This is a genomic window from Williamsia sp. Y721, assembly GCF_059683565.1.
Genome location: NZ_JCASNH010000001.1, coordinates 1,683,988 through 1,701,964 on the forward strand (window position 1 = coordinate 1,683,988; position 17,977 = coordinate 1,701,964).

The 17,977-nt window shown below is 61.4% G+C and carries 21 protein-coding genes and 1 pseudogene; 9 read left to right on the forward strand and 13 right to left on the reverse strand.

The window, feature by feature from the left end; all coding sequences use genetic code 11:
• Nucleotides 1–10: 10 nt before the first annotated feature.
• From AC56PL_RS07540 to AC56PL_RS07560, 5 genes and pseudogenes are all read right to left on the reverse strand, one after another.
• On the reverse strand, nt 11–418 hold the full coding sequence (locus tag AC56PL_RS07540) for an arsenate reductase/protein-tyrosine-phosphatase family protein (RefSeq protein WP_495515718.1): 408 nt from the start codon (nt 416–418) through the stop codon (nt 11–13).
• Entirely contained in the window at nt 415–837 is a 423-nt protein-coding gene (locus AC56PL_RS07545) for an arsenate reductase/protein-tyrosine-phosphatase family protein (RefSeq protein ID WP_495515719.1), read from the reverse strand. The genes AC56PL_RS07540 and AC56PL_RS07545 overlap by 4 nt, the downstream gene beginning before the upstream one ends.
• 75 nt (nt 838–912) lie before the next feature.
• Nucleotides 913–1,092 (reverse strand): annotated as a pseudogene (locus AC56PL_RS07550) (arsenate reductase/protein-tyrosine-phosphatase family protein); the annotation flags it as partial.
• A gap of 11 nt (nt 1,093–1,103) precedes the next feature.
• Nucleotides 1,104–2,204: an ACR3 family arsenite efflux transporter gene (gene arsB / locus AC56PL_RS07555; protein WP_482141668.1), complete on the reverse strand. Its 1,101-nt coding sequence runs from the start codon at nt 2,202–2,204 to the stop codon at nt 1,104–1,106.
• The gene (locus tag AC56PL_RS07560; protein ID WP_482141670.1) at nt 2,201–2,590 is read right to left on the reverse strand and encodes an ArsR/SmtB family transcription factor; all 390 of its coding nucleotides are present in this window, start codon (nt 2,588–2,590) and stop codon (nt 2,201–2,203) included. Before AC56PL_RS07560 ends, arsB begins: the two co-directional genes overlap by 4 nt.
• A gap of 175 nt (nt 2,591–2,765) precedes the next feature.
• On the opposite strand from AC56PL_RS07560, the gene AC56PL_RS07565 reads away from it, so the two are divergent.
• Complete coding sequence (locus AC56PL_RS07565; RefSeq protein WP_495515720.1) at nt 2,766–3,644, forward strand: alpha/beta fold hydrolase; 879 nt, start codon at nt 2,766–2,768, stop codon at nt 3,642–3,644.
• 175 nt (nt 3,645–3,819) lie between these two features.
• Here the strand turns inward: AC56PL_RS07565 and AC56PL_RS07570 are convergent, their stop codons facing one another.
• On the reverse strand, nt 3,820–5,235 hold the full coding sequence (locus AC56PL_RS07570; RefSeq protein ID WP_495515721.1) for a DHA2 family efflux MFS transporter permease subunit: 1,416 nt from the start codon (nt 5,233–5,235) through the stop codon (nt 3,820–3,822).
• Between the two features lie 100 nt (nt 5,236–5,335).
• On the opposite strand from AC56PL_RS07570, the gene AC56PL_RS07575 reads away from it, so the two are divergent.
• The 6 genes from AC56PL_RS07575 (at nt 5,336) to AC56PL_RS07600 (ending at nt 11,966) form a co-directional block, all read left to right on the forward strand.
• Nucleotides 5,336–5,896, forward strand: coding sequence for a helix-turn-helix domain-containing protein (locus AC56PL_RS07575; RefSeq protein ID WP_495516078.1), 561 nt, complete (start codon nt 5,336–5,338; stop codon nt 5,894–5,896).
• A 392-nt stretch (nt 5,897–6,288) separates the two neighbouring features.
• Nucleotides 6,289–8,466, forward strand: a complete 2,178-nt coding sequence (locus AC56PL_RS07580) for an amidase family protein (protein ID WP_497153391.1) — start codon at nt 6,289–6,291, stop codon at nt 8,464–8,466.
• 3 nt (nt 8,467–8,469) lie between these two features.
• Complete coding sequence (locus AC56PL_RS07585; protein ID WP_497153392.1) at nt 8,470–9,267, forward strand: 5-oxoprolinase subunit PxpA; 798 nt, start codon at nt 8,470–8,472, stop codon at nt 9,265–9,267.
• The gene (locus AC56PL_RS07590; RefSeq protein WP_495515724.1) at nt 9,264–10,619 is read left to right on the forward strand and encodes a cytosine permease; all 1,356 of its coding nucleotides are present in this window, start codon (nt 9,264–9,266) and stop codon (nt 10,617–10,619) included. Before AC56PL_RS07585 ends, AC56PL_RS07590 begins: the two co-directional genes overlap by 4 nt.
• Nucleotides 10,616–10,891 (forward strand): hypothetical protein, encoded by a 276-nt coding sequence (locus AC56PL_RS07595; RefSeq protein ID WP_497153393.1) that lies wholly within the window; start codon nt 10,616–10,618, stop codon nt 10,889–10,891. The genes AC56PL_RS07590 and AC56PL_RS07595 overlap by 4 nt, the downstream gene beginning before the upstream one ends.
• Before the next feature lie 73 nt (nt 10,892–10,964).
• On the forward strand, nt 10,965–11,966 hold the full coding sequence (locus tag AC56PL_RS07600; protein ID WP_497153394.1) for a formamidase: 1,002 nt from the start codon (nt 10,965–10,967) through the stop codon (nt 11,964–11,966).
• 193 nt (nt 11,967–12,159) lie between these two features.
• Here the strand turns inward: AC56PL_RS07600 and AC56PL_RS07605 are convergent, their stop codons facing one another.
• From AC56PL_RS07605 to AC56PL_RS07630, 6 genes are all read right to left on the reverse strand, one after another.
• Nucleotides 12,160–12,759, reverse strand: a complete 600-nt coding sequence (locus AC56PL_RS07605; protein WP_482141686.1) for a hypothetical protein — start codon at nt 12,757–12,759, stop codon at nt 12,160–12,162.
• A 72-nt stretch (nt 12,760–12,831) separates the two neighbouring features.
• Nucleotides 12,832–13,431, reverse strand: a complete 600-nt coding sequence (locus tag AC56PL_RS07610; RefSeq protein WP_482141688.1) for a TetR/AcrR family transcriptional regulator — start codon at nt 13,429–13,431, stop codon at nt 12,832–12,834.
• Between the two features lie 87 nt (nt 13,432–13,518).
• Entirely contained in the window at nt 13,519–14,115 is a 597-nt protein-coding gene (locus tag AC56PL_RS07615; RefSeq protein WP_497153395.1) for a TetR/AcrR family transcriptional regulator, read from the reverse strand.
• 37 nt (nt 14,116–14,152) lie between these two features.
• Complete coding sequence (locus AC56PL_RS07620; RefSeq protein ID WP_497153396.1) at nt 14,153–14,482, reverse strand: hypothetical protein; 330 nt, start codon at nt 14,480–14,482, stop codon at nt 14,153–14,155.
• Between the two features lie 147 nt (nt 14,483–14,629).
• Nucleotides 14,630–15,142, reverse strand: coding sequence for a hypothetical protein (locus AC56PL_RS07625; RefSeq protein WP_482141694.1), 513 nt, complete (start codon nt 15,140–15,142; stop codon nt 14,630–14,632).
• A 71-nt stretch (nt 15,143–15,213) separates the two neighbouring features.
• Complete coding sequence (locus AC56PL_RS07630) at nt 15,214–15,420, reverse strand: zinc-ribbon domain-containing protein (RefSeq protein WP_497153586.1); 207 nt, start codon at nt 15,418–15,420, stop codon at nt 15,214–15,216.
• Between the two features lie 259 nt (nt 15,421–15,679).
• On the opposite strand from AC56PL_RS07630, the gene AC56PL_RS07635 reads away from it, so the two are divergent.
• Nucleotides 15,680–16,672 (forward strand): adenosine deaminase, encoded by a 993-nt coding sequence (locus AC56PL_RS07635; RefSeq protein WP_495515733.1) that lies wholly within the window; start codon nt 15,680–15,682, stop codon nt 16,670–16,672.
• Between the two features lie 180 nt (nt 16,673–16,852).
• On the opposite strand, the gene AC56PL_RS07640 is transcribed toward AC56PL_RS07635, so the two are convergent.
• On the reverse strand, nt 16,853–17,287 hold the full coding sequence (locus AC56PL_RS07640) for a MarR family transcriptional regulator (protein ID WP_495515734.1): 435 nt from the start codon (nt 17,285–17,287) through the stop codon (nt 16,853–16,855).
• Nucleotides 17,288–17,353: 66 nt separating this feature from the next.
• Here AC56PL_RS07640 and AC56PL_RS07645 point away from each other — a divergent pair, with 66 nt between their 5' ends.
• Nucleotides 17,354–17,878, forward strand: coding sequence for a hypothetical protein (locus AC56PL_RS07645; RefSeq protein WP_495515735.1), 525 nt, complete (start codon nt 17,354–17,356; stop codon nt 17,876–17,878).
• The last annotated feature ends 99 nt before the right edge of the window (nt 17,879–17,977 follow it).

Below are 17,977 nucleotides of genomic sequence, written 5' to 3' on the forward strand. Positions count from 1 at the left end.
GCTCAACGGATCAGCGACGCAGTCTCGCTACGAGTTCGTCGACGCGGGCAGCGATATCATCTCTGACCAGGCGCATCCGCTCGATACCGTCAATACCGCGCTCGAAAGGCTCGTCGGTGTCCCAGTTCTCGAACCTCGGACCATCAATCCGGTCGATGGTGGCTTCGCTGCCCAAAGTGATCACATAGTCCATCCGGGCCAGCAGGGCGGGATCAATAGGTTTGGGCTGTTCGGCGGTGATGTCGACGCCGACCTCGATCAGTGATTGTGCCGACAATGCGTTGAGCGAGCCGCCGGGCCGGGTTCCCGCCGAGTGGACTTCGACTGCGTCTGCGGCTGCCTTGCGCATAAGACCGGCAGCCATCTGCGATTTGCCGCCGTTCTTCACGCACACGAACAACACGCTTGGTGTGCTCATCGGCTGGTATCTGATCGTGCTGGAACGAGTTCGGCGATCAGGTCTTTGACGAGAATCTTGATCTGGTCCCGGATCGGGCGTACTGCCTCGACGCCCTTGCCTGCTGGATCAGGCAGTGCCCAGTCGCGGTAGCTGATGCCAGGAAAGACCGGGCATGCGTCGCCGCATCCCATGGTGATGACGACATCCGAGCTTTCCACTGCAGCGGGAGTCAAAATCTTCGGTGATTGGGCCGAAATGTCAATGCCCGCTTCGGCCATCGCTTCGACTGCGGCGGAATTGATCGTCGCGGCCGGCGCGCTGCCCGCAGAGCGGACCTCGATGGTGTCGCCGGCGAGGTGAGAGAGGAAACCGGCAGCCATCTGCGATCGTCCGGCGTTGTGGACGCAGACAAACAGCACGCTGGGAGTGTTGGACATGAAGGCCCTTCGTGAGTCGGAGGCTGGTGGTCAGGCGGAAATGGTGGAGGTCAACTCGGTGAGGAGTCGGCTGATGCATGCGTCGCCGCAACCCTTTGACACCACTACATCAGCGGCAGCGACCACATCGTCGGTGAGCGGTTTGGGATACTCCGCACCGAGATCGAGACCGATCTCGGCCATCGCGTGGACGACGGTGGGATTGATCTCGTGTGTCGGTGCAGACCCGGCAGACCTGACGTGTACCCGCCCGGGATATTCGGACATCAAGACCCCTTTGTCGCTGCCGTCACCGATGGTTGTGGGGTGAACCGTTTACGCAGGGCTAGAGATACATAGACAAGGCCGACCAGGACCGGTACTTCGATGAGCGGGCCGACGACGCCGGCGAGTGCTTGGCCGGACGTGGCGCCGTAGGTGGCGATGGCGACGGCGATGGCGAGTTCGAAGTTGTTTCCGGCCGCGGTGAACGCGAGGGTGGTGGTGCGTTCGTAGCCCAACCCCATTGCCGCGCCGAGGCCGTACCCACCGCCCCACATCACCGCGAAGTAAATCAGAAGCGGGATCGCGATGCGGACCACGTCGAGGGGCTGGGAGGTGATCTGATCACCCTGTAGCGCAAAGAGAATGACGATGGTGAACAGCAAACCGTAGAGAGCCCACGGACTGATCTTTGGGATGAACTTCGCTTCATACCAGTCGCGACCCTTGGACCGCTCACCGAAATAGCGCGACAAGAATCCGGCGACCAGAGGGATGCCGAGGAAGATCAGGACGGACTTGGCGATCTGCCATGGAGAGGCGTCGATTTCGGTCTGCTCGAGGCCAAGCCAGCCCGGCAACACTGACAGGTAGAACCAGCCGAGGACGGCGAACATGATCACCTGGAACACCGAATTGATGGCCACCAGGACCGCAGCCGCTTCGCGATCGCCGCAGGCGAGGTCGTTCCAGATGATGACCATCGCGATGCAGCGGGCAAGACCCACGATGATCAGACCGGTCCGGTACTCCGGAAGGTCAGCCAGGAAGATCCACGCCAGGGCAAACATCAGAGCAGGCCCCAGCACCCAGTTGAGTACCAGCGACCCGATGAGCAGCTTCTTGTCGCCGGTGACGGTGTCGAGGCGGTCGTACCGGACCTTCGCCAGCACCGGGTACATCATGATCAGCAGCCCGATCGCGATGGGTAGGGAAACGCCGTCGACAGAGATTGCCGACAGAGTGTCGTTCAGGCCGGGGATCAATCGTCCGAGCAGGAGGCCGGCAACCATCGCCACGCCGATCCAGACCGGTAGGAAACGGTCGAGAGTGGATAGTTTTCCGACGACTGCCGGATGCTCGGCGGTACTTGCGGCGGTACTCACGCGGTGACCAGCGGGGCGTCGTCACAGGTGGGGTCAGCTGCGCTGAGCACCGATGAGAGTTGCTGCAGGGCAGCTGGAATCACCCAGTAGTACACCCAGGTTCCGCGCCTTTGACAATCGAGCAAGCCGGCCTCACGCAGCACCTTGAGGTGATGGGAGATCGTCGGCTGGGACAAATCGAACGAATCTGAAATGTCACAGACGCAGGCTTCACCGCCGGCGTGGCTGGCGACCAAACTGAGCAGCCGCAGGCGCACCGGATCGCCAAGCGCCTTGAACATCCGCGCCAGATCACCCGCCCACGGTGCGGACAACGGTTCGCGAATCAACGGTGAGCAGCACTCCTCGCTGGCGACATCGGTGACTGGCAACCTCTGTTTCGACATAGATCTATATTGATGGTCGCCGAATCAAAGGTCAAGTGAACAACGCCCGCTGCAGGCGCGGATCGAATCTGACGTGCCCGGCGCTCATTCACTTCACCTGGAGAAGAACGGATTTCGGACTCGGCTATCGGTTCGACAAGCTGAGCAACTCTCTGCTGCACCGTACGCTGCCACCATGATGGAGTTCGAAGTCGTAGTCGGTGGCCGTTCGGTCATGGTTCGAGACACCGGGGATACGACGGGTGCGCCTGTTGTGCACTTCCACGGCACACCTGGATCGCGGCTAGAGGTCGATTTCGGAGCCGACCGCGCCCACCGGATGGGCATACGCGTGATCAGCTTCGACCGCCCCGGCTACGGCCGGTCCGATGCCGCTGCGAGCAGCCTCGGGCGGGTTGCAGCGGACGTCGAGGCCATCGTTGACGAACTCGGAGTCGACCGGTTCGCCACCTTGGGTTGGTCGGGGGGCGGACCGTTCGCCTTGGCGACGGCAGCCGCGATGCCCGATCGTGTGACCCGGGTCGGTGTGTCGGGTGGACTCGGGCCCGTGCAGCAGATGCCTGGTGCGATGGATGCTCTAACCGAGAACGACCTCTCTGCGCTTTCTTACCTGCCTGCCGAACCTACCCGTGCAGCCGAACAGTTCCTGGCCGGCAACGAGAAGTTCCTCGATGCCATGATGTCGGTACGGGATGACCAGAAGGCGCCGTGGATCGACTGGATGTGGGGAGCCAGTGATCCTGAGGTGGTCGCCGATCCCGCAGCGAGACAAGCGATCTTCGTTTCCTTTCAAGAGGCATTGCGGCAGGGCCCCATGGCGATTGCCTGGGACAACGTTGCATTCGTCGGTCCATGGGGTTTCGACCTCGCCGACGTCTTTGCACCGGTCCACCTTTGGTACGGCGACCGAGACGAAATGGCGCCTCAGAACAACGGCGAATGGCTCGCAAAGCAGTTGTCGAATGCCAAACTGGTCCTCTACAAGGACGAAGGGCACTTGTTACCGCTGCGGCACTGGGAACAGATGTTGCTGGCTGTGACCGGTATTCGGTGACCTGCTGGGCGTCGCGAGCCTGGTCACCATCAACAGTGCGATGGATTGGCGTCGATCCGGAGTTCATAACCCATGCCCTGTAAGGATTTGGGTGACACGAGTGGTTCTCGTTGGACGACGAGTGTGAGCGTCTGGGGACACGTGGTTCACCCGGATCGGCGCGGTCGACGGCTGGTCAGTTCTGCGTGCCGGATGTTGGTGAAATGCGGGCAATCAGGAGGAGCAGTAGTCCGCACACCACGACGAGCATCCACCCCAACCGAGATGCTTGTGCCAGGTCAGTCGGTGCACTGCCGGCTATCATTGCGCCGGCCAATGCGATGCCTAGCGCTGCTCCCAATTGGCGGGCGCTGGAGGTTATTCCACCAGCTAGACCCGCGCGCGAAGACGGTAGGCCGTTGACAGCGGTAGTGGTGATGGGTGCATTCGAGAAGCCGAATCCTATGCCGAGAAACAGGTAGGCGACGAGCAATGTCGTTGTGCTCGTGGTGTTGTCGAGCGAGACCAGACACAGGCCGCCGAGGGTGGTGAAACCACCGGCGATCAACAGTGGCCTTCGCGCGCCGACACGACCGACGAGCATCCCGGACAACGGCGCGCAGACGGTTGCGCCGATCGCCATCGGGAGAGTGATGGCGCCCGCGGCCATTGGGGTCATTTCTCGCGCGTGTTGTAGGTAGAGAGTGCCGAGAAGCAATGTCGCATTGAGAGACACGAACACCACCACGGCGCCTGCAACGGCGGCAGAGAACGCTGTGTGCCGGAATAGTTGGGGATCGATGAGCGGTTCGCTACGCCGTGACTCGATCCGCGTGAACGCCGCCAACGCCACGGCCGTGAGGAGGTATCCGGCCAGTGAACCCGGTGATGTCCACCCGATTTGTGGTCCTTCGATGAGGAGCGCAACCATCCCGCCGATCACTATGGTCAGCAACAGTTGACCAGGTACGTCGAGTCTTCTCGGCTGTGGGGCACGCGATTCCGGAACAAATGCTCTGCTAAGGGCCAGGACTACAACGATCACCGGCACGTTGATCCACAACACGGACCGCCAACCGAAATTCTCGATGAGGAGGCCGCCGGTGACCGGCCCTGCGGCCATACTGATTCCGAATACCGCAGCCCACACGCCGATCGCCTTGGCCCGCTCCTTGGGTTCGGTCATCACGTTGACCACGATGGCGAGTGCGACCGGGCTCAGCATCGATCCACCGATCCCTTGAACTACACGTGCTGCGACCAGAACGCCGATAGACGGCGCGAGTGCACAGGCCGCCGAAGCCACACCGAAAACGACTAGCCCGAGTTGGAAGATCCGTCTCCGCCCGAAACGGTCGGCCATCGCACCGGATGAAATCAACAAACTCGCGAGTACAAGTGTGTACGCGTTGACGACCCATTCGAGACCACTGGTTCCGACGTCGAAATCCTCGCCTATTGACGGCAGGGCAACATTCACAATCGTTGTGTCGAGACCGACCACGAAAATGCCAACGGAGCAGATTGCGAGCACTCCCCAGCGGCGTTGGGTGTTTCCCGCGTAATCGATGGGCGCCGTGCTGGTTTTGGATTGCCGGATTGGCGGACTCATGATCGATTCCTATCGTCGTGGGCTGTTTCGTCGGGCGAATAGTCGCAGTCGCTCCGCCGAACCCGATAGAGAATTTGCGAAAAGTGCAAAAATGGACGCTATGGACGCCGAACTTGCACAGATGCTCGCCGACATAGGGCCGCGTTTGCGCTCACTTCGTCGTGATCGCGGTATGACGCTCGAGTCGCTGGCCGACGCCACTGGTCTATCTGTCAGCGCGTTGTCGCGGTTGGAGTCCGGGAAGCGCCGCCCAACTCTCGATCTGCTTGTGCCGCTGGCTCGAACGCATCGAGTGGCTCTCGACCAACTTGTCGGTGCACCTGCCACCGGCGATCCCCGAGTCCATCTCACGCCGCGGCGCAGTGGTAACGGGAGCGCCGTGGTTCCATTGACGCGTTATCCGGGGCGCGTGCAGGTCTTCAAGCAGGTGATCGGTCCTCGCCCTCAGAAGCTGGTCACTCATGCCGGATACGAATGGCTTTACGTTCTCGCGGGAAGCGTGCGGCTCATTCTCGGCGCCAATGAAGTTCTACTAGGCCCCGGTGAAGTAGCGGAGTTCGATACCAATGAGCCGCACTGGTTTGGGCCTGCTGACGATCAGGTGATCGAGATACTCCATCTGTTCGGCCCGCATGGAGACAAGGCTCATATCCGAACGTAACGGCGTTGAGCTCAGCCATGCGACCCACACAGTGCTGTTCGGTGTTCGTCGCACTCGTAGGCGTGTATCCCGGCCAGATGGCGACGTCGGGAAGTTCCTGCGTACCCGATGGTCTCGGCGGCAGCTTCACCGATTTGCAAGGGTTGGGTGGTGGATACGTCCGAGAAACTCGTCCAGCACGAGTTCGGGGCTGACCATGATTCTTCGGTTCCCGCCCGAGAAGACCTACGCACTGCGTAGTCATTCTCCCCCCTTTTGAGACCTCGTCATCAGGACGTAACGAGACCGCGATGACGTCATACAGCCGCAACAAATCAACAACGTAGCCGTCATCGGCAACCGGAAACCTTCATGTGTGATCACAGTTGGATCAGGGATGGAGTTGATATCACATGGCAGTCGAGGTCTTGCCGCCGCCGACGTTGGCGGAAAGCGTCTATCAACAGATCCGCCGCAACATAGTTGAAGGCCGAATAGCTCCGGGGACACGTGTGTCCATCCGCTCACTCGCCCAATCGGTCGGGGTTTCGACCATGCCGGCACGAGAAGCTCTGAAACGGCTGAACTTTGAGGGTCTGGTGGCGTTCGATCGCCGAGCTGTCACGATCACCACGCTGACGCCGAGCGAGATCAGGAGACTCTTCACCATCCGGTTGGCACTCGAGTCCCTTGCCACGGAGTGGGCGCTAGACGAACTCGACGACGACGGAATCGCGGCCCTGCGTTCGGTTCTCGATCAGATGACCGATCCGGATATCACCCCTCACGAGTGGCGCGAGCTGAATCGCAAGTTTCATCAGACCTTCTATGCCGGTGGCAACAGTCGCTACCTGATGGAGCTCATCCACAACATCTGGGATCGTATCCAGCCCTATATGGCGATCTATGCGACAGCCATGCACAACTTCGAGGAAGCCGACCGCCAGCACGAGCGTATGTATCAACTGATGCTTGCTCGCGACCTCGACGCACTCCTCGATGCCACCCGAGATCACCTCGAACACACGGCAGAAACCATCGTCGGAGCACTGGGAACAGATGCCGGTACGGGCAAGGAGAAACAGGTGAATTACCAAGAGCTGTCAGTGAGTTCGTTCCACGGAATGATCGAGACGGGCGATGCGACCAGTGCCGGTCTCACCGCGTGGTACCTCGACCGGATCGCGGCCCTCGACGCAGCCGATAACCCCGACGGACCGCAGATCAATTCGGTGGTCACACTGAACCCGGCGGCACTCGAGGACGCCGCACGGATCGATGACCAGTACGCACGCACCGGTACTCTGGTCGGCCCATTGCACGGTGTGCCGATTCTAGTCAAAGACCAAGGGGAAACGAAAGGTATCCCAACCTCGTTCGGTAACAAAGCATTCGCTGAGTACATCCCCGAGGCCGACGCCACTGTCATCGATCGGCTCCGTAAGGCCGGCGCGGTGATCCTCGGTAAAACGGCGATGTGCGACTTTGCCGCGGGGTGGTTCTCGTTCTCGTCACGGACCGAGCACACCAAGAACCCCTACGATCTCGATCGCGAGACCGGGGGATCGAGTGCTGGGACGGCCGCAGCCGTGACCGCAAACCTCTGCCTCGTCGGGATCGGGGAAGATACCGGTGGATCGATTCGCCTGCCGTCCTCGTTCACCAATCTGTTCGGTCTCCGCGTTACCACCGGGCTCATCCCGCGCACTGGTTTCTCGCCGCTGTTGCACTTCCAGGACACGCCAGGACCCATGGCGCGCAATGTGCCCGACCTTGCCGCGATCCTTGACGTCATCGTCGGGTACGACCCGGCCGATGCCTACACCTCCATCGCCACCACAACCTCGGATGTCGGGAACTACCGCGAGGCGATCGCCGACGTCGACGCCGACTCCCTCTCGTCGTTCCGGGTCGGCGTGCTTACGGACGGTTTTGGTGAGGGTGTAGATCAAGATCTCACCAATTCTGTTGTGCGAGCCGCCATCACCCAGCTCAATCAGCGGGGGGTTGCCGTGGTCGACGGTTTGGAACTCGGTGATCTGCCGGCATGGGTGGCAGGTACTTCGCTGTACACGATCCAGTCGAAAACCGACATCGAAGAGTTTCTGCAGGCACGGACGGGTGCGCCCGTCACCACGCTCCGCGAGATCGTTGACGGTGGATTCCATCCGCTCACCGACCTGATCGCCGACATCGCTGATGGTCCATCTGTGCCCGAGGAAGATCCCGAATACTTCCCGCGCCGTCTGCGTCAAGACGAATGGCGACGCACATTGATCTCGATGATGGCCGATGCCGATGTAGATTTCCTGATCTACCCGACGGTCCAGGTACCGGCACCCACCCGCGAAGAGCTTGCTGCAAAGCGCTGGACTGCCCTGGATTTCCCGACCAACACCGTCATCGCCTCACAGACGTCGCTGCCCGCCATGAGTATCCCCGCAGGCTTCACCGACGGTGGACTTCCCGTCGGACTCGAAGTACTCGGCCGCCCCTTGTCCGAGCGCAGTCTGCTGAGGTTCGCGCGTGCGTGGGAACTGGCAGTGAACCCTCGGCGACCTGCGGCTCTGACCGCAGACGTGGAGGGATGATCAATGCCGGTCCTCGACCTCAACTGTGACCTCGGTGAGAGTTTTGGCGTCTACGAGTACGGCGCCGACACCGAGATGATGCCCATGATCACCTCGGCGAACATCGCGTGCGGTGCTCACGGCGGCGACCCCGCGGTCATGCGGCGAAGTGTTGATCTGGCAGCAGGCCATGGAGTTGCGATCGGTGCCCATGTCGGACTCCCGGATCGAATCGGGTTCGGGCGTCGCGAGATCCCGACGACACCTCAGGAGGCGTACGACCTGTGCCTGTACCAGGTCGGTGCGCTGGACTCGTTTGTCCGGGTCCGCGGCTGCACCATGCAGCATGTGAAACTCCATGGGTCGCTTTACATGATGGTCAATCGTGATCCGCATCTGGCCGATGCGGTGTGCGCTGCGATTACCGAACTCAATCCGTCACTGCTCGTCTATGTGCTGCCCGGTTCCGAATTGCAGTCCCGGGCGGCAGAACTCGGTCTAGGTACGGTCAGCGAGACTTTCGCAGACCGGCCCTATCGCGATGGCCAGGTGCAGATGTACCAACGCACCGCTGATCGCATAGGTGGTGTCGATCAAGTGATCGCCCGCACGCTGGCGCAACTGGCCAGGCCAAGCGATCATGGCACCCGATCGGTATGCGTACACAGCGACTCACACAGCGCGCCAACACTACTCGCTGACTTGCGAACAGCCCTCGTCGATGCGGGCTACTCATTCACTTCTCCCTCGTCATCGGTGCCCAGGGAATCCATCACGGCACATTCACAGTTGCCGGCAACCATGCCAGAAGGTGCTTCATGACAACCTCCGCCAAATCCAATGCAGAGCCCGACCACGGCACACTGCATCTCGACTCAGAGTTCGAGAACTCGCCAGTTCCTGACTCGCACCGTCGATCGACGCTGTCGGTCTCCGCGGTGTGGTTCGGGTTCCCAATGGTCCTCACCTGTGCCATCTTCGGTGGCACCATCGTCTATGGCCTCGGGTTCTGGAAGGGCATCGCGGCGATTATCATCGGCAACCTCGTCCTGTTCGGATACGTCGGCGCACTGTCATTCATCGCAGGCAAAACCGGGAAGAACTTCGCACTCAGCGCTGCTGAGACGTTCGGGCATCACGGATCCAAGATTGTCACCGGCTTTCTCGCGACCGTCGTCATCGGCTGGTTCGCTTTCCAGACCGGCTTGACTGGCGCCACCCTGAACACGTCGCTGGGCTGGAACGAAACGTTGGTCGCGTTGATCGGCGGGCTGCTGTACATCGGTGTGACCTTCATCGGGATCCGCGCATTGACCGTCATCGGCATGATTGCCGCACCACTGTTCATCGCACTAGGCGTCGTGTCGATCGTCCTGGTAGCCCGGAGCAACGGGTGGGGTGCGATCACCTCCTATGAGGGCGGTGCCAGTGACGCGACCGTTCTCTCGATCGGTGCGGCAGTGACGATCGTCGTGGCCACCTTCATCGACTCGGGCACCATGGCGGCGGACTTCACGCGGTGGTCACGCGGCGGCAGAGAAGCCGTGATCGCCACCTTCAGCGCCTTTCCGGTCGCCAACCTCATCGCGATGGTGACCGGGGCGGTGATCGTGGCCGCGGGGGGAGCACTCAACCCGGCAACCGACGGTGGCGACTTCATGCCCATCCTCGTCGATCATGGCGCTTTCCTGACTGCGCTCGCGGTGTTCTTCGTGTTCGTCAACCTCGGTTCGGTGTGCTCACACTGCCTGTACAACGGCGCAGTGGGGTGGAGCCAGCTCACCGGTTCGAAAATGCGGGTGCTCACGCTCATCCTCGGCGCAATCGGCCTGGTCATCGCTTTGGCTGGTGTGTGGAGTCACTTCTCGACCTGGCTCAATCTGCTCGGCATCTTCGTGCCGTCGATCGGTGCGGTGCTGATCGTGGATCAGCTCATCACCCGCCGGGCCGCCACACGGGGCATCACCGCGTTCCGCGTACAACCCTTCGCGGCGTGGATCATTGGCGCCGTTTGCGCCTACGCCGTGCATCACTGGGCTCCGCAGTTCAGCGAAGCGATCGTCGGAATGGTCTGTGCCGCAATTGCTTATCTGATCATCGACAAGTTCGTGCCGACGGCTGCTCCTGCCAAGGTGAATGACGATGTCGCGGCGGAGATCGAGGTCGCTGTATGACGCTCCCGGCCGACGTCGACCTGACCCGAATGACGGCCACCGCGGTCTCGGCAGCGGTCCGTTCCCCGTCGGTGACCGCTGTCGAGATCGCCGAAGCCGCACTTGCACAGATGAATAGGCTCGACGATCATCTGCACGCGTTTGTCGAACGCACCGACGACGCCGCTCGCGCCCAGGCCGTTGCGGTCGATGCTGCGCTAGTCCATGGTCCGCCGAAGGCTGACCACCGCGCAGATGCCCGCATCTGGGCGATGCTGCAGCAACTTTCGTGAGTGTCAGACCATTCGGAGGGCGATGGCCACAACTGTCGTCGCTCTCCACCGCGACAGTAAGGAACCAACAACCATGAGTGGACTCGATGGACTCAATCCGACGCCTGGGGCGCTGGTCCTGGGACTGGTGCAGGCCCGGGTGCCGATCATCAAGACCCCGGCAGACCTGAAGACGACCGCCGAACGACTCGCCAGTGTCGTCAAGGGTGCGAAGAAGGGCATGCCGACGCTCGACCTGGTCGTGATGCCGGAGTACAGCATAAACGGTCTTGACCCGGACACCTGGCTCGACAACGAGATGCTCTGTGACCGGGACGGACCCGAGATGGCGCTGCTCGCCGATGCCTGCCGTGAGGCCGGGGTCTGGGGGTGTTTTTCGATCATGGAACGCAATCCGTCCGGTGCGCCGTGGAACAGCGGCATCATCATCGACGACAAGGGCGAGGAGGTTCTCTACTACCGGAAGATGCATCCGTGGGTGCCCGCCGAGCCATGGGCGCCCGGAGATCTAGGGATCCCGGTCTGCGACGGCCCGTCCGGTTCCCGGATCGCGCTCATCATCTGCCACGACGGAATGTTGCCCGAGATGGCCCGGGAGGCAGCGTACAAGGGCGCCAACGTCATCCTGCGCACGGCGGGATACACCTACCCGATTCAGCAGTCATGGCGAATCACCAATCAGACCAACGCCTTTCACAACCTCGCCTATACGGCCTCGGTGGCGCTCGCCGGCCCGGACGAGAACAACATTTGGTCGCAGGGTGAGGCGATGGTGTGTGACATCGATGGCACCGTGCTGGTGCGGGGTGACGGATCGCCAGATCGTGTCGTCACCGCCGAGGTCGTCCCCGCCCGGGCAGATGAGGCGCGCCGGGGTTGGGGTGTCGAGAACAACATTTACCAACTCGGGCACCGCGGTTACACAGCAGTCGACGGAGGGGCCACAGATTGTCCCTACACGTTCATGCAGGATCTCGTAGCGGGCGACTACCGGTTGCCATGGGAAGCCGACGTGCAGCACGTGGACGGGACCGGCGCGGGGTGGGAGACGCCGCAGAAAGTACGGGCGCGGTGAGCATTTCGATCCCGAAATAGCTCGAGCAGCCTTCGGTGCGTGTGCCGCTGGACTATCCGATTCTGTCTCTCACCTCCTCGAGGGTCTATTCACTCGGCAGCGGGGGATGTGATGTGGAACGAGTAGAAGTCTTCGGTCCACGGTGACCGGTCGCCTTTGATCGTGTTGTTGCCGCGAGTGCTCCCGGGGCCGGTCAGTTGGTGACAGCAACCGGAGTGGCGTTCGCTCGGCGCCGGATCGCGATGGTGGCAGCGATGGTGGTGGTCACGGCGACAACGTAGACGGGGAACAGCCAGTCGACAATGCGCCACGAGTCCAGAGTCAGCAACGCGATCCCTCCGTTGAGTCCGGCGAGCACGTAGTAGTCCGACCTCTCGGTGTGCGGTGACCTCCAGCTCTTCACGATGGTGGGCAGTGCGGCGACAGAATCTGCGATCACGACCATGACGAGCGCCATCGTGGCGCTGTCCAGTAGGAGCCATGCCGCGATGGCGGCCACCGAGATCGCGCCGCAGACTACGTCCAACGTCGTGATGCGCCAGTAGCTTTCCCGGTTGACAAACGACGAGGCAAAGACGAACGCCGGTCCCAGGCCGACGGACAGGGTGAGGACTGAGGATAGTCCGACACCTTCGTCGATCTGCGCGAGGAAAGCGATGACGGGCATTGCAGCCCAGAGGAACCACGAGACCCTGTTCGGACTGGCCGAGCCTGTCAGCACTGCGCGGATGTAGAAGGAACAGCCGACCAGGCTCAGCAGCGCGCCGAACAGGACGAAGTGGGGGTCAATCATCGTTGAACTCGTTTTTCGATCGGAGGGCGAAACGCGGAATGGTTCTGCTTCGCCGGGCTTTTCGGATGTGGATCAGTCCGTTGTTGTCAGCGAGTTGAGCGCCTCGGCGGCACACATTGTGAGTAGGCGTAGCTGCGTTCGCGGCGGATATGTCTCGGTGTCCAAGATGGCCGTCAAGGCGAGACCATTGACTGTGGCGGACAGCGACTTCGCGATATCTTCGACGTCGTTTTCGGTGGCGTCTGAACGCAGGTCCTGGACCAGGGCGGTGATGCGTGTGACCCACTGGCGGTGGTGGTTGATGTGGACCTCTTTGAGTTGCGGCTCCGCCAGGGCGGTCGCGGCGAAGCCTGCCCACACGCGGACCTCGTCGACCCGGTCGTGATCCAGTGGCAGCACGGCCGATAGGACGTCCACAAGCACGTCGATGCTCGGCTTGCGGCCTTCCTGGATTGCGTCGGCGCGTGTGACGACGCGGCTGTACATCGTCCGACAGGCGTGAACTAAAACGTCTGTGCGCGAACCGAAGTGGTGCATAATCAGGCCGGTGGTGCAGTCTGCGCGGACAGCGACCGCACGCAGCGAAACGTTCTCCAAGCCGCAGTCGGCCGCCACAGCCCACACAGCGGCGGAGATCCGGTCGACTACAGCTTGTGTCGGCCCGTCGGTCATAGATGATCCCGTCCCGGTGATACGTAACATGCGTTATGTGTGACCGTAACACACGTTACGCACCGGCCCAGTTAGGCAACATCGCCACTATCCAGGTCGGGTGAAGATGCCCGCTGTCGCAATGGCAACGCGGCGGCGTGCGGCTTCGGTGTCGTCACGGAAGCGATCCACACCCCATGACAGTGCGGTGATCAACTCGAACACCTCGTCCGCAGTGATGGACTCGACCGCATCGCCGGCGGATTTCGCTGCATCGAGAAGGGTGCTTGTCTGGGTGAATAGGGGATTGCAGGCCGTGTTCATCGATGATGACGGGTCTTCGCGGGCTGTGGAAATGCAGTAGGGCAGGTCGTGCCAGATGCGCATCTGCCACGTCAGACGGAATAGCCATTCGGCAAGTGCCTCGCGTGGAGTGGACGATCGAGACAGCTCCACTGCCTCGTTGAGCGCTGCTTCCGTGTTCGTCTCCATGACGGCCGCGAGCAGATCATCGCGGGTGGGGAAGTTGCGATAGAGCGTTGCATTGCCCACACCGGCGCGCAGGGCTATGCCATCGAGAGATGCGAGAACACCCTCGTCATCGAATGTTTCGCGGGCGGCGTTGAGGATGGCGTCGCGGTTTCGCCGGGCATCGGCGCGCATGGGACGGGGCGACTTCGGGCCAGCACCCTGCGCAGCGGCCATGACAGCACTCCTTGACTAAGTGGGGAGCATCCCCCCATCAAGCGGTATGCGCCGCGGCCAAGACAGTGGCGGCTACCGGGCGTAGAGCGGCAGTTATTTCCGGGCGGGCGAAGATCACATCTTCATCGTCTGGTTCTTGCCAGTAGTGAGCGCAGTTCGCGGCGAACTCCAGAGCCTCGATCAACTCGAGTTCGGACAGTTTGGGGATCGCTTGAAGATCAACCGCCTCGATGACTTCGCGAACGTTGGCCGCTGTCTGGGGTCGGCGTCTGGCCGCAACTCGCTGATCTGGGCTGCACAAGTACGCGATGGCGGCGCAGAAAGAACGCCCCCGAGGTGACGCCAGAACAAGCGTGACCAGATCCATCGCGCAAGCTTACCGATGCCTGGACATTTGACCAGAACTGCGATCCTTCGGTGGTGACGTAAATTTCTGGGCCGCAATCGACTATCCGACGGTCATTCGTCTATCGAGTTGAGATGCCCCTGCCAGATGAAGCTTGAGACAACTCGTTCAGTCGGGTAGCGGTGGGCGGGGCGCGAATTGGCGTGCCCATACTTCTCGGGCCGCGATCGCGACCAGCACAACACCCATCGCGGACATGGTGTCGAGTTCGACGCTGTCGAGGATGCCTGGGGTAGCCAGCAGCAGTAGCCCCAACGCCACACACGGGGCGGCTACCGTAACTAGCCCCGGTAGCAACCGACGAGCCGAAATTGCTTCGGCCACAGCGGCGATGAGCACCACAACAAACGCAACCATCGACCAGAACTCCGGATCGGTCCATCGGTCATATGGCGCCGAAGCGCTGAAGTTGGCAATGCCCACCGGCGAGTCGGTCAGCGGGGTGTAGGCGGTCCACCGACTTGATCGCGCGGTGAAAGAGGCGTCAATAAAGCTGCCGTTCAAGCGATTGCTTGCGCCCGTCCAGCTGATGCCGCCGGCGAACAGTGTTGCGACCACAAAGATCCACCACGCGACATGGCCCGTGATGCGCGCGAGCGGGAATACGCGGCGGCTTGTCATGGTCAAGTTGTACAGGAGAGCGCCGTGTACGCGTTCGACTCTGTCGGTCGTGCAGAGCGCGGGCCAGGCGCTCAAACCTCGGTGATGGTGCCGCAGATGCCACATTGCTCGAGTTGACGATGCTTCCAACGTGCGATCGGAAGAAAAAACAGCGTGAATTGTTTGAATTGCTGGATGCGTGTCCATTGCGTGGTGTTGTGGCAGTGCGGGCACGTTCGGGTTTGACCCGGGCCGAGGTGTTGCCGCTTGATGCCGTAACCGAAGATGAAGAACACAATGCCAGCATAGAGGCCCCGTCTGGGTCGCCGAGTGCCCCGTGACACTGACAGGGCGAGCACGCCCCTTTCGACAGAATTCGTCGTGTTAGTAGGCGACGTATCGGGGAGCAGTCCATGTGCGAGCCGGCCGGCCGGCCGGCGACACCACGAATGGTAGTGTGGACCGTTCGTCGGGTCCGAGTAGGAATGCGATGACCGAACGCCCTGGACTTCGCTCACTGAGCCACTTCGACACCTGCACAACATGATTGGACCGCAAATGACGTCCCTACCGGTCGCCGAACTTCACCTCCACCTCGAGGGAACCCTCGAGCCCGAGACCATCTTCAGTCTCGCCGAACGAAACAAGATCACCCTGCCCTACGCCGACGTCGATGAACTGAGGAGCCGGTTCCAGTTTGCGGATCTGCAGTCATTTCTTGATCTGTATTACGCCAACATGTCGACGTTGCGGACCGCGGCCGATTTCGCCGAGATGACGAATGCCTACCTGGCGCGAGCAGCGCTCGCCGGTGTACGACATGCGGAGGTGTTCCTTGACCCACAGGCCCACCTGGTTCGGGGTGTTGCACTCGAAGAAGTGATGGAGGGAGTCACCTCGGCGCTCAGTAGCTCCATTGAAAATCACGGTGTCAGCACCGGCCTGATCGTTTCGATGCTGCGTGACCATAGTGCGGCGTCGGCCATGACCGTCCTCGACGACGTGCTTGCGCTCGGAACTCCGATGCTCGGGATCGGACTCGACTCCGCGGAGGTCGGATACCCGCCGTCGAAGTTCGTGGATGTGTACGCGAAGGCGCGCGCCGAAGGTCTGCACCTCGTCGCGCATGCGGGTGAAGAGGGCCCGCCGGCGTACATCTGGGAGGCTTTGGACCTGCTCGGTGTCGAACGCATCGACCATGGCATCAGGTGCCTTGAGGATGAGAGGCTCGTCAAACGCCTGGTGGAGGACCGTGTTCCGTTGACCGCGTGTCCGCTGTCGAATGTCAGCCTAAAAGTGATTGATCAGCTGTCTGACCATCCGCTGCGAACGATGCTTCGCAAGGGTCTCAATGTGTCCGTCAACTCTGACGATCCCGCCTATTTCGGGGGGTACGTCGACGACAACCTGAACGGGGTCCGCGACGCGCTCGACCTGAATCCCGAAGATCTTGTGACATTGGCGAGAAACTCGGTCACAGGTTCGTTCGCGGACGATGCCCGCAAAGCCGAGCTCCTGGCAGAAATATCGGTCGCGGCGCAGACGCTCTGAGCGCAATCGGCTAGTGGGTCCGCTCACCGTTGGCATCGAAGGATCGATGCCATTGCGTGCGCGCGTTGCCCAGTCGGGTCGATAATTTCGGTGTCTACGAAATGTGTTGAAGTACAGACACTTACGCGATATCTACTCCATGACCTTGCACTGCTAGTGCGGCTGGCTGGGTCGGTGATCTCAGGTTTCGTTGAGAGCCGAAATTGCAGCCTGGATCACTGTGCGTGCACTGGCGAGTTGTTCGGCCGTGATAGCGGCGCGGTCAAGGAGACGCGCCCGATCGGTGTCTGCCCGCTCGACCAATTCTTCAAGCACCAGGTGACCTTCGGGGGTGAGTTGCAGGAGCGGCGAAGTCTGGTGGTCGGGATTGTCCACGGTCTCCACGAGACCGTCTCGGATCAGGCCACTGCAGACCCGGTGCACGCTCTGGCGAGACAGTCCCAGACGCCGGGCCGCGGTGGCCGCGGTGGCTGGTTCGGATAACACGCTCAAGGCATGCCACCGGGCAACTGTCTGGTTCGCGCCCCGCGCGATCGACTCGCTGGTACGACGAGATGTACCAGCTAATTCGTAGACGTCGGCGAGCAAAAGTCGGTACATCTCGGCCCTGTCCACATGGCGATAGTACACAAATTATGTCAATGGGCTGACAATCTGTTGCTGCCATGACAGCCTGTCAGCATGTTGACCAATGCGGAAGCGTTGAGAACGAACCTGCATGCGCCTGCACCCGATGAGGATCTCGCTGACAAGCTGCAAACGTTCGGGCAATTTATCGGCTCGTGGCACTTGCGGTGGGTCTCGGCGGCAACTGAGCTGGACACACTCGACGGGGAGTTGCACTTCGGCTGGGTGCTGGGCGGTCGAGCGATTCAGGATGTATGGATCGTGCCCAGAACCGGGGCGACAGCGATGACGGGAGGTGTCCGTGCGTTCCACGGTTCCACGATCCGGTTCTACGATCCAGCGATCGATGCATGGCGATCCACCTGGGTGGAGCCAATCAACTCGCGAGTGCGAAAGTTCATCGGACACAACGGCGGCGGCGGCAGCATCGAACTCATCAGTCGCGATGAAGATCCGCTACTGCGTTGGCGATTCACTGAAATCACCGCGCGCTCGTTCACATGGACTGGCGAGGTTTCGGTGGACGACGGACACACGTGGCAGCTGGAAGAAACGATGTACGCCACGAGGACCCTGTAAACCCTTGGGCGCATAGCTCACTGGGCAGTCGGCAGGGACGTTGCCCAGTATCTACGCACTTGCGATTTCGCGAGCGGAAGTCGTGTCAGGTTTCCGAGG

Coding starts and splice junctions, on each gene's coding strand:
- AC56PL_RS07585 (WP_497153392.1), top strand. CDS start 8,470: ATGCCGGTCCTCGACCTCAACTGTGACCTCGGTGAGAGTTTTGGCGTC.
- AC56PL_RS07575 (WP_495516078.1), top strand. CDS start 5,336: ATGGACGCCGAACTTGCACAGATGCTCGCCGACATAGGGCCGCGTTTG.
- AC56PL_RS07625 (WP_482141694.1), bottom strand. CDS start 15,142: ATGACAAGCCGCCGCGTATTCCCGCTCGCGCGCATCACGGGCCATGTC.
- AC56PL_RS07615 (WP_497153395.1), bottom strand. CDS start 14,115: ATGGCCGCTGCGCAGGGTGCTGGCCCGAAGTCGCCCCGTCCCATGCGC.
- AC56PL_RS07595 (WP_497153393.1), top strand. CDS start 10,616: ATGACGCTCCCGGCCGACGTCGACCTGACCCGAATGACGGCCACCGCG.
- AC56PL_RS07570 (WP_495515721.1), bottom strand. CDS start 5,235: ATGAGTCCGCCAATCCGGCAATCCAAAACCAGCACGGCGCCCATCGAT.
- AC56PL_RS07590 (WP_495515724.1), top strand. CDS start 9,264: ATGACAACCTCCGCCAAATCCAATGCAGAGCCCGACCACGGCACACTG.
- AC56PL_RS07620 (WP_497153396.1), bottom strand. CDS start 14,482: ATGGATCTGGTCACGCTTGTTCTGGCGTCACCTCGGGGGCGTTCTTTC.
- AC56PL_RS07580 (WP_497153391.1), top strand. CDS start 6,289: ATGGCAGTCGAGGTCTTGCCGCCGCCGACGTTGGCGGAAAGCGTCTAT.
- AC56PL_RS07560 (WP_482141670.1), bottom strand. CDS start 2,590: ATGTCGAAACAGAGGTTGCCAGTCACCGATGTCGCCAGCGAGGAGTGC.
- AC56PL_RS07645 (WP_495515735.1), top strand. CDS start 17,354: ATGTTGACCAATGCGGAAGCGTTGAGAACGAACCTGCATGCGCCTGCA.
- AC56PL_RS07545 (WP_495515719.1), bottom strand. CDS start 837: ATGTCCAACACTCCCAGCGTGCTGTTTGTCTGCGTCCACAACGCCGGA.
- AC56PL_RS07565 (WP_495515720.1), top strand. CDS start 2,766: ATGATGGAGTTCGAAGTCGTAGTCGGTGGCCGTTCGGTCATGGTTCGA.
- AC56PL_RS07635 (WP_495515733.1), top strand. CDS start 15,680: ATGACGTCCCTACCGGTCGCCGAACTTCACCTCCACCTCGAGGGAACC.
- AC56PL_RS07540 (WP_495515718.1), bottom strand. CDS start 418: ATGAGCACACCAAGCGTGTTGTTCGTGTGCGTGAAGAACGGCGGCAAA.
- AC56PL_RS07610 (WP_482141688.1), bottom strand. CDS start 13,431: ATGACCGACGGGCCGACACAAGCTGTAGTCGACCGGATCTCCGCCGCT.
- AC56PL_RS07605 (WP_482141686.1), bottom strand. CDS start 12,759: ATGATTGACCCCCACTTCGTCCTGTTCGGCGCGCTGCTGAGCCTGGTC.
- AC56PL_RS07600 (WP_497153394.1), top strand. CDS start 10,965: ATGAGTGGACTCGATGGACTCAATCCGACGCCTGGGGCGCTGGTCCTG.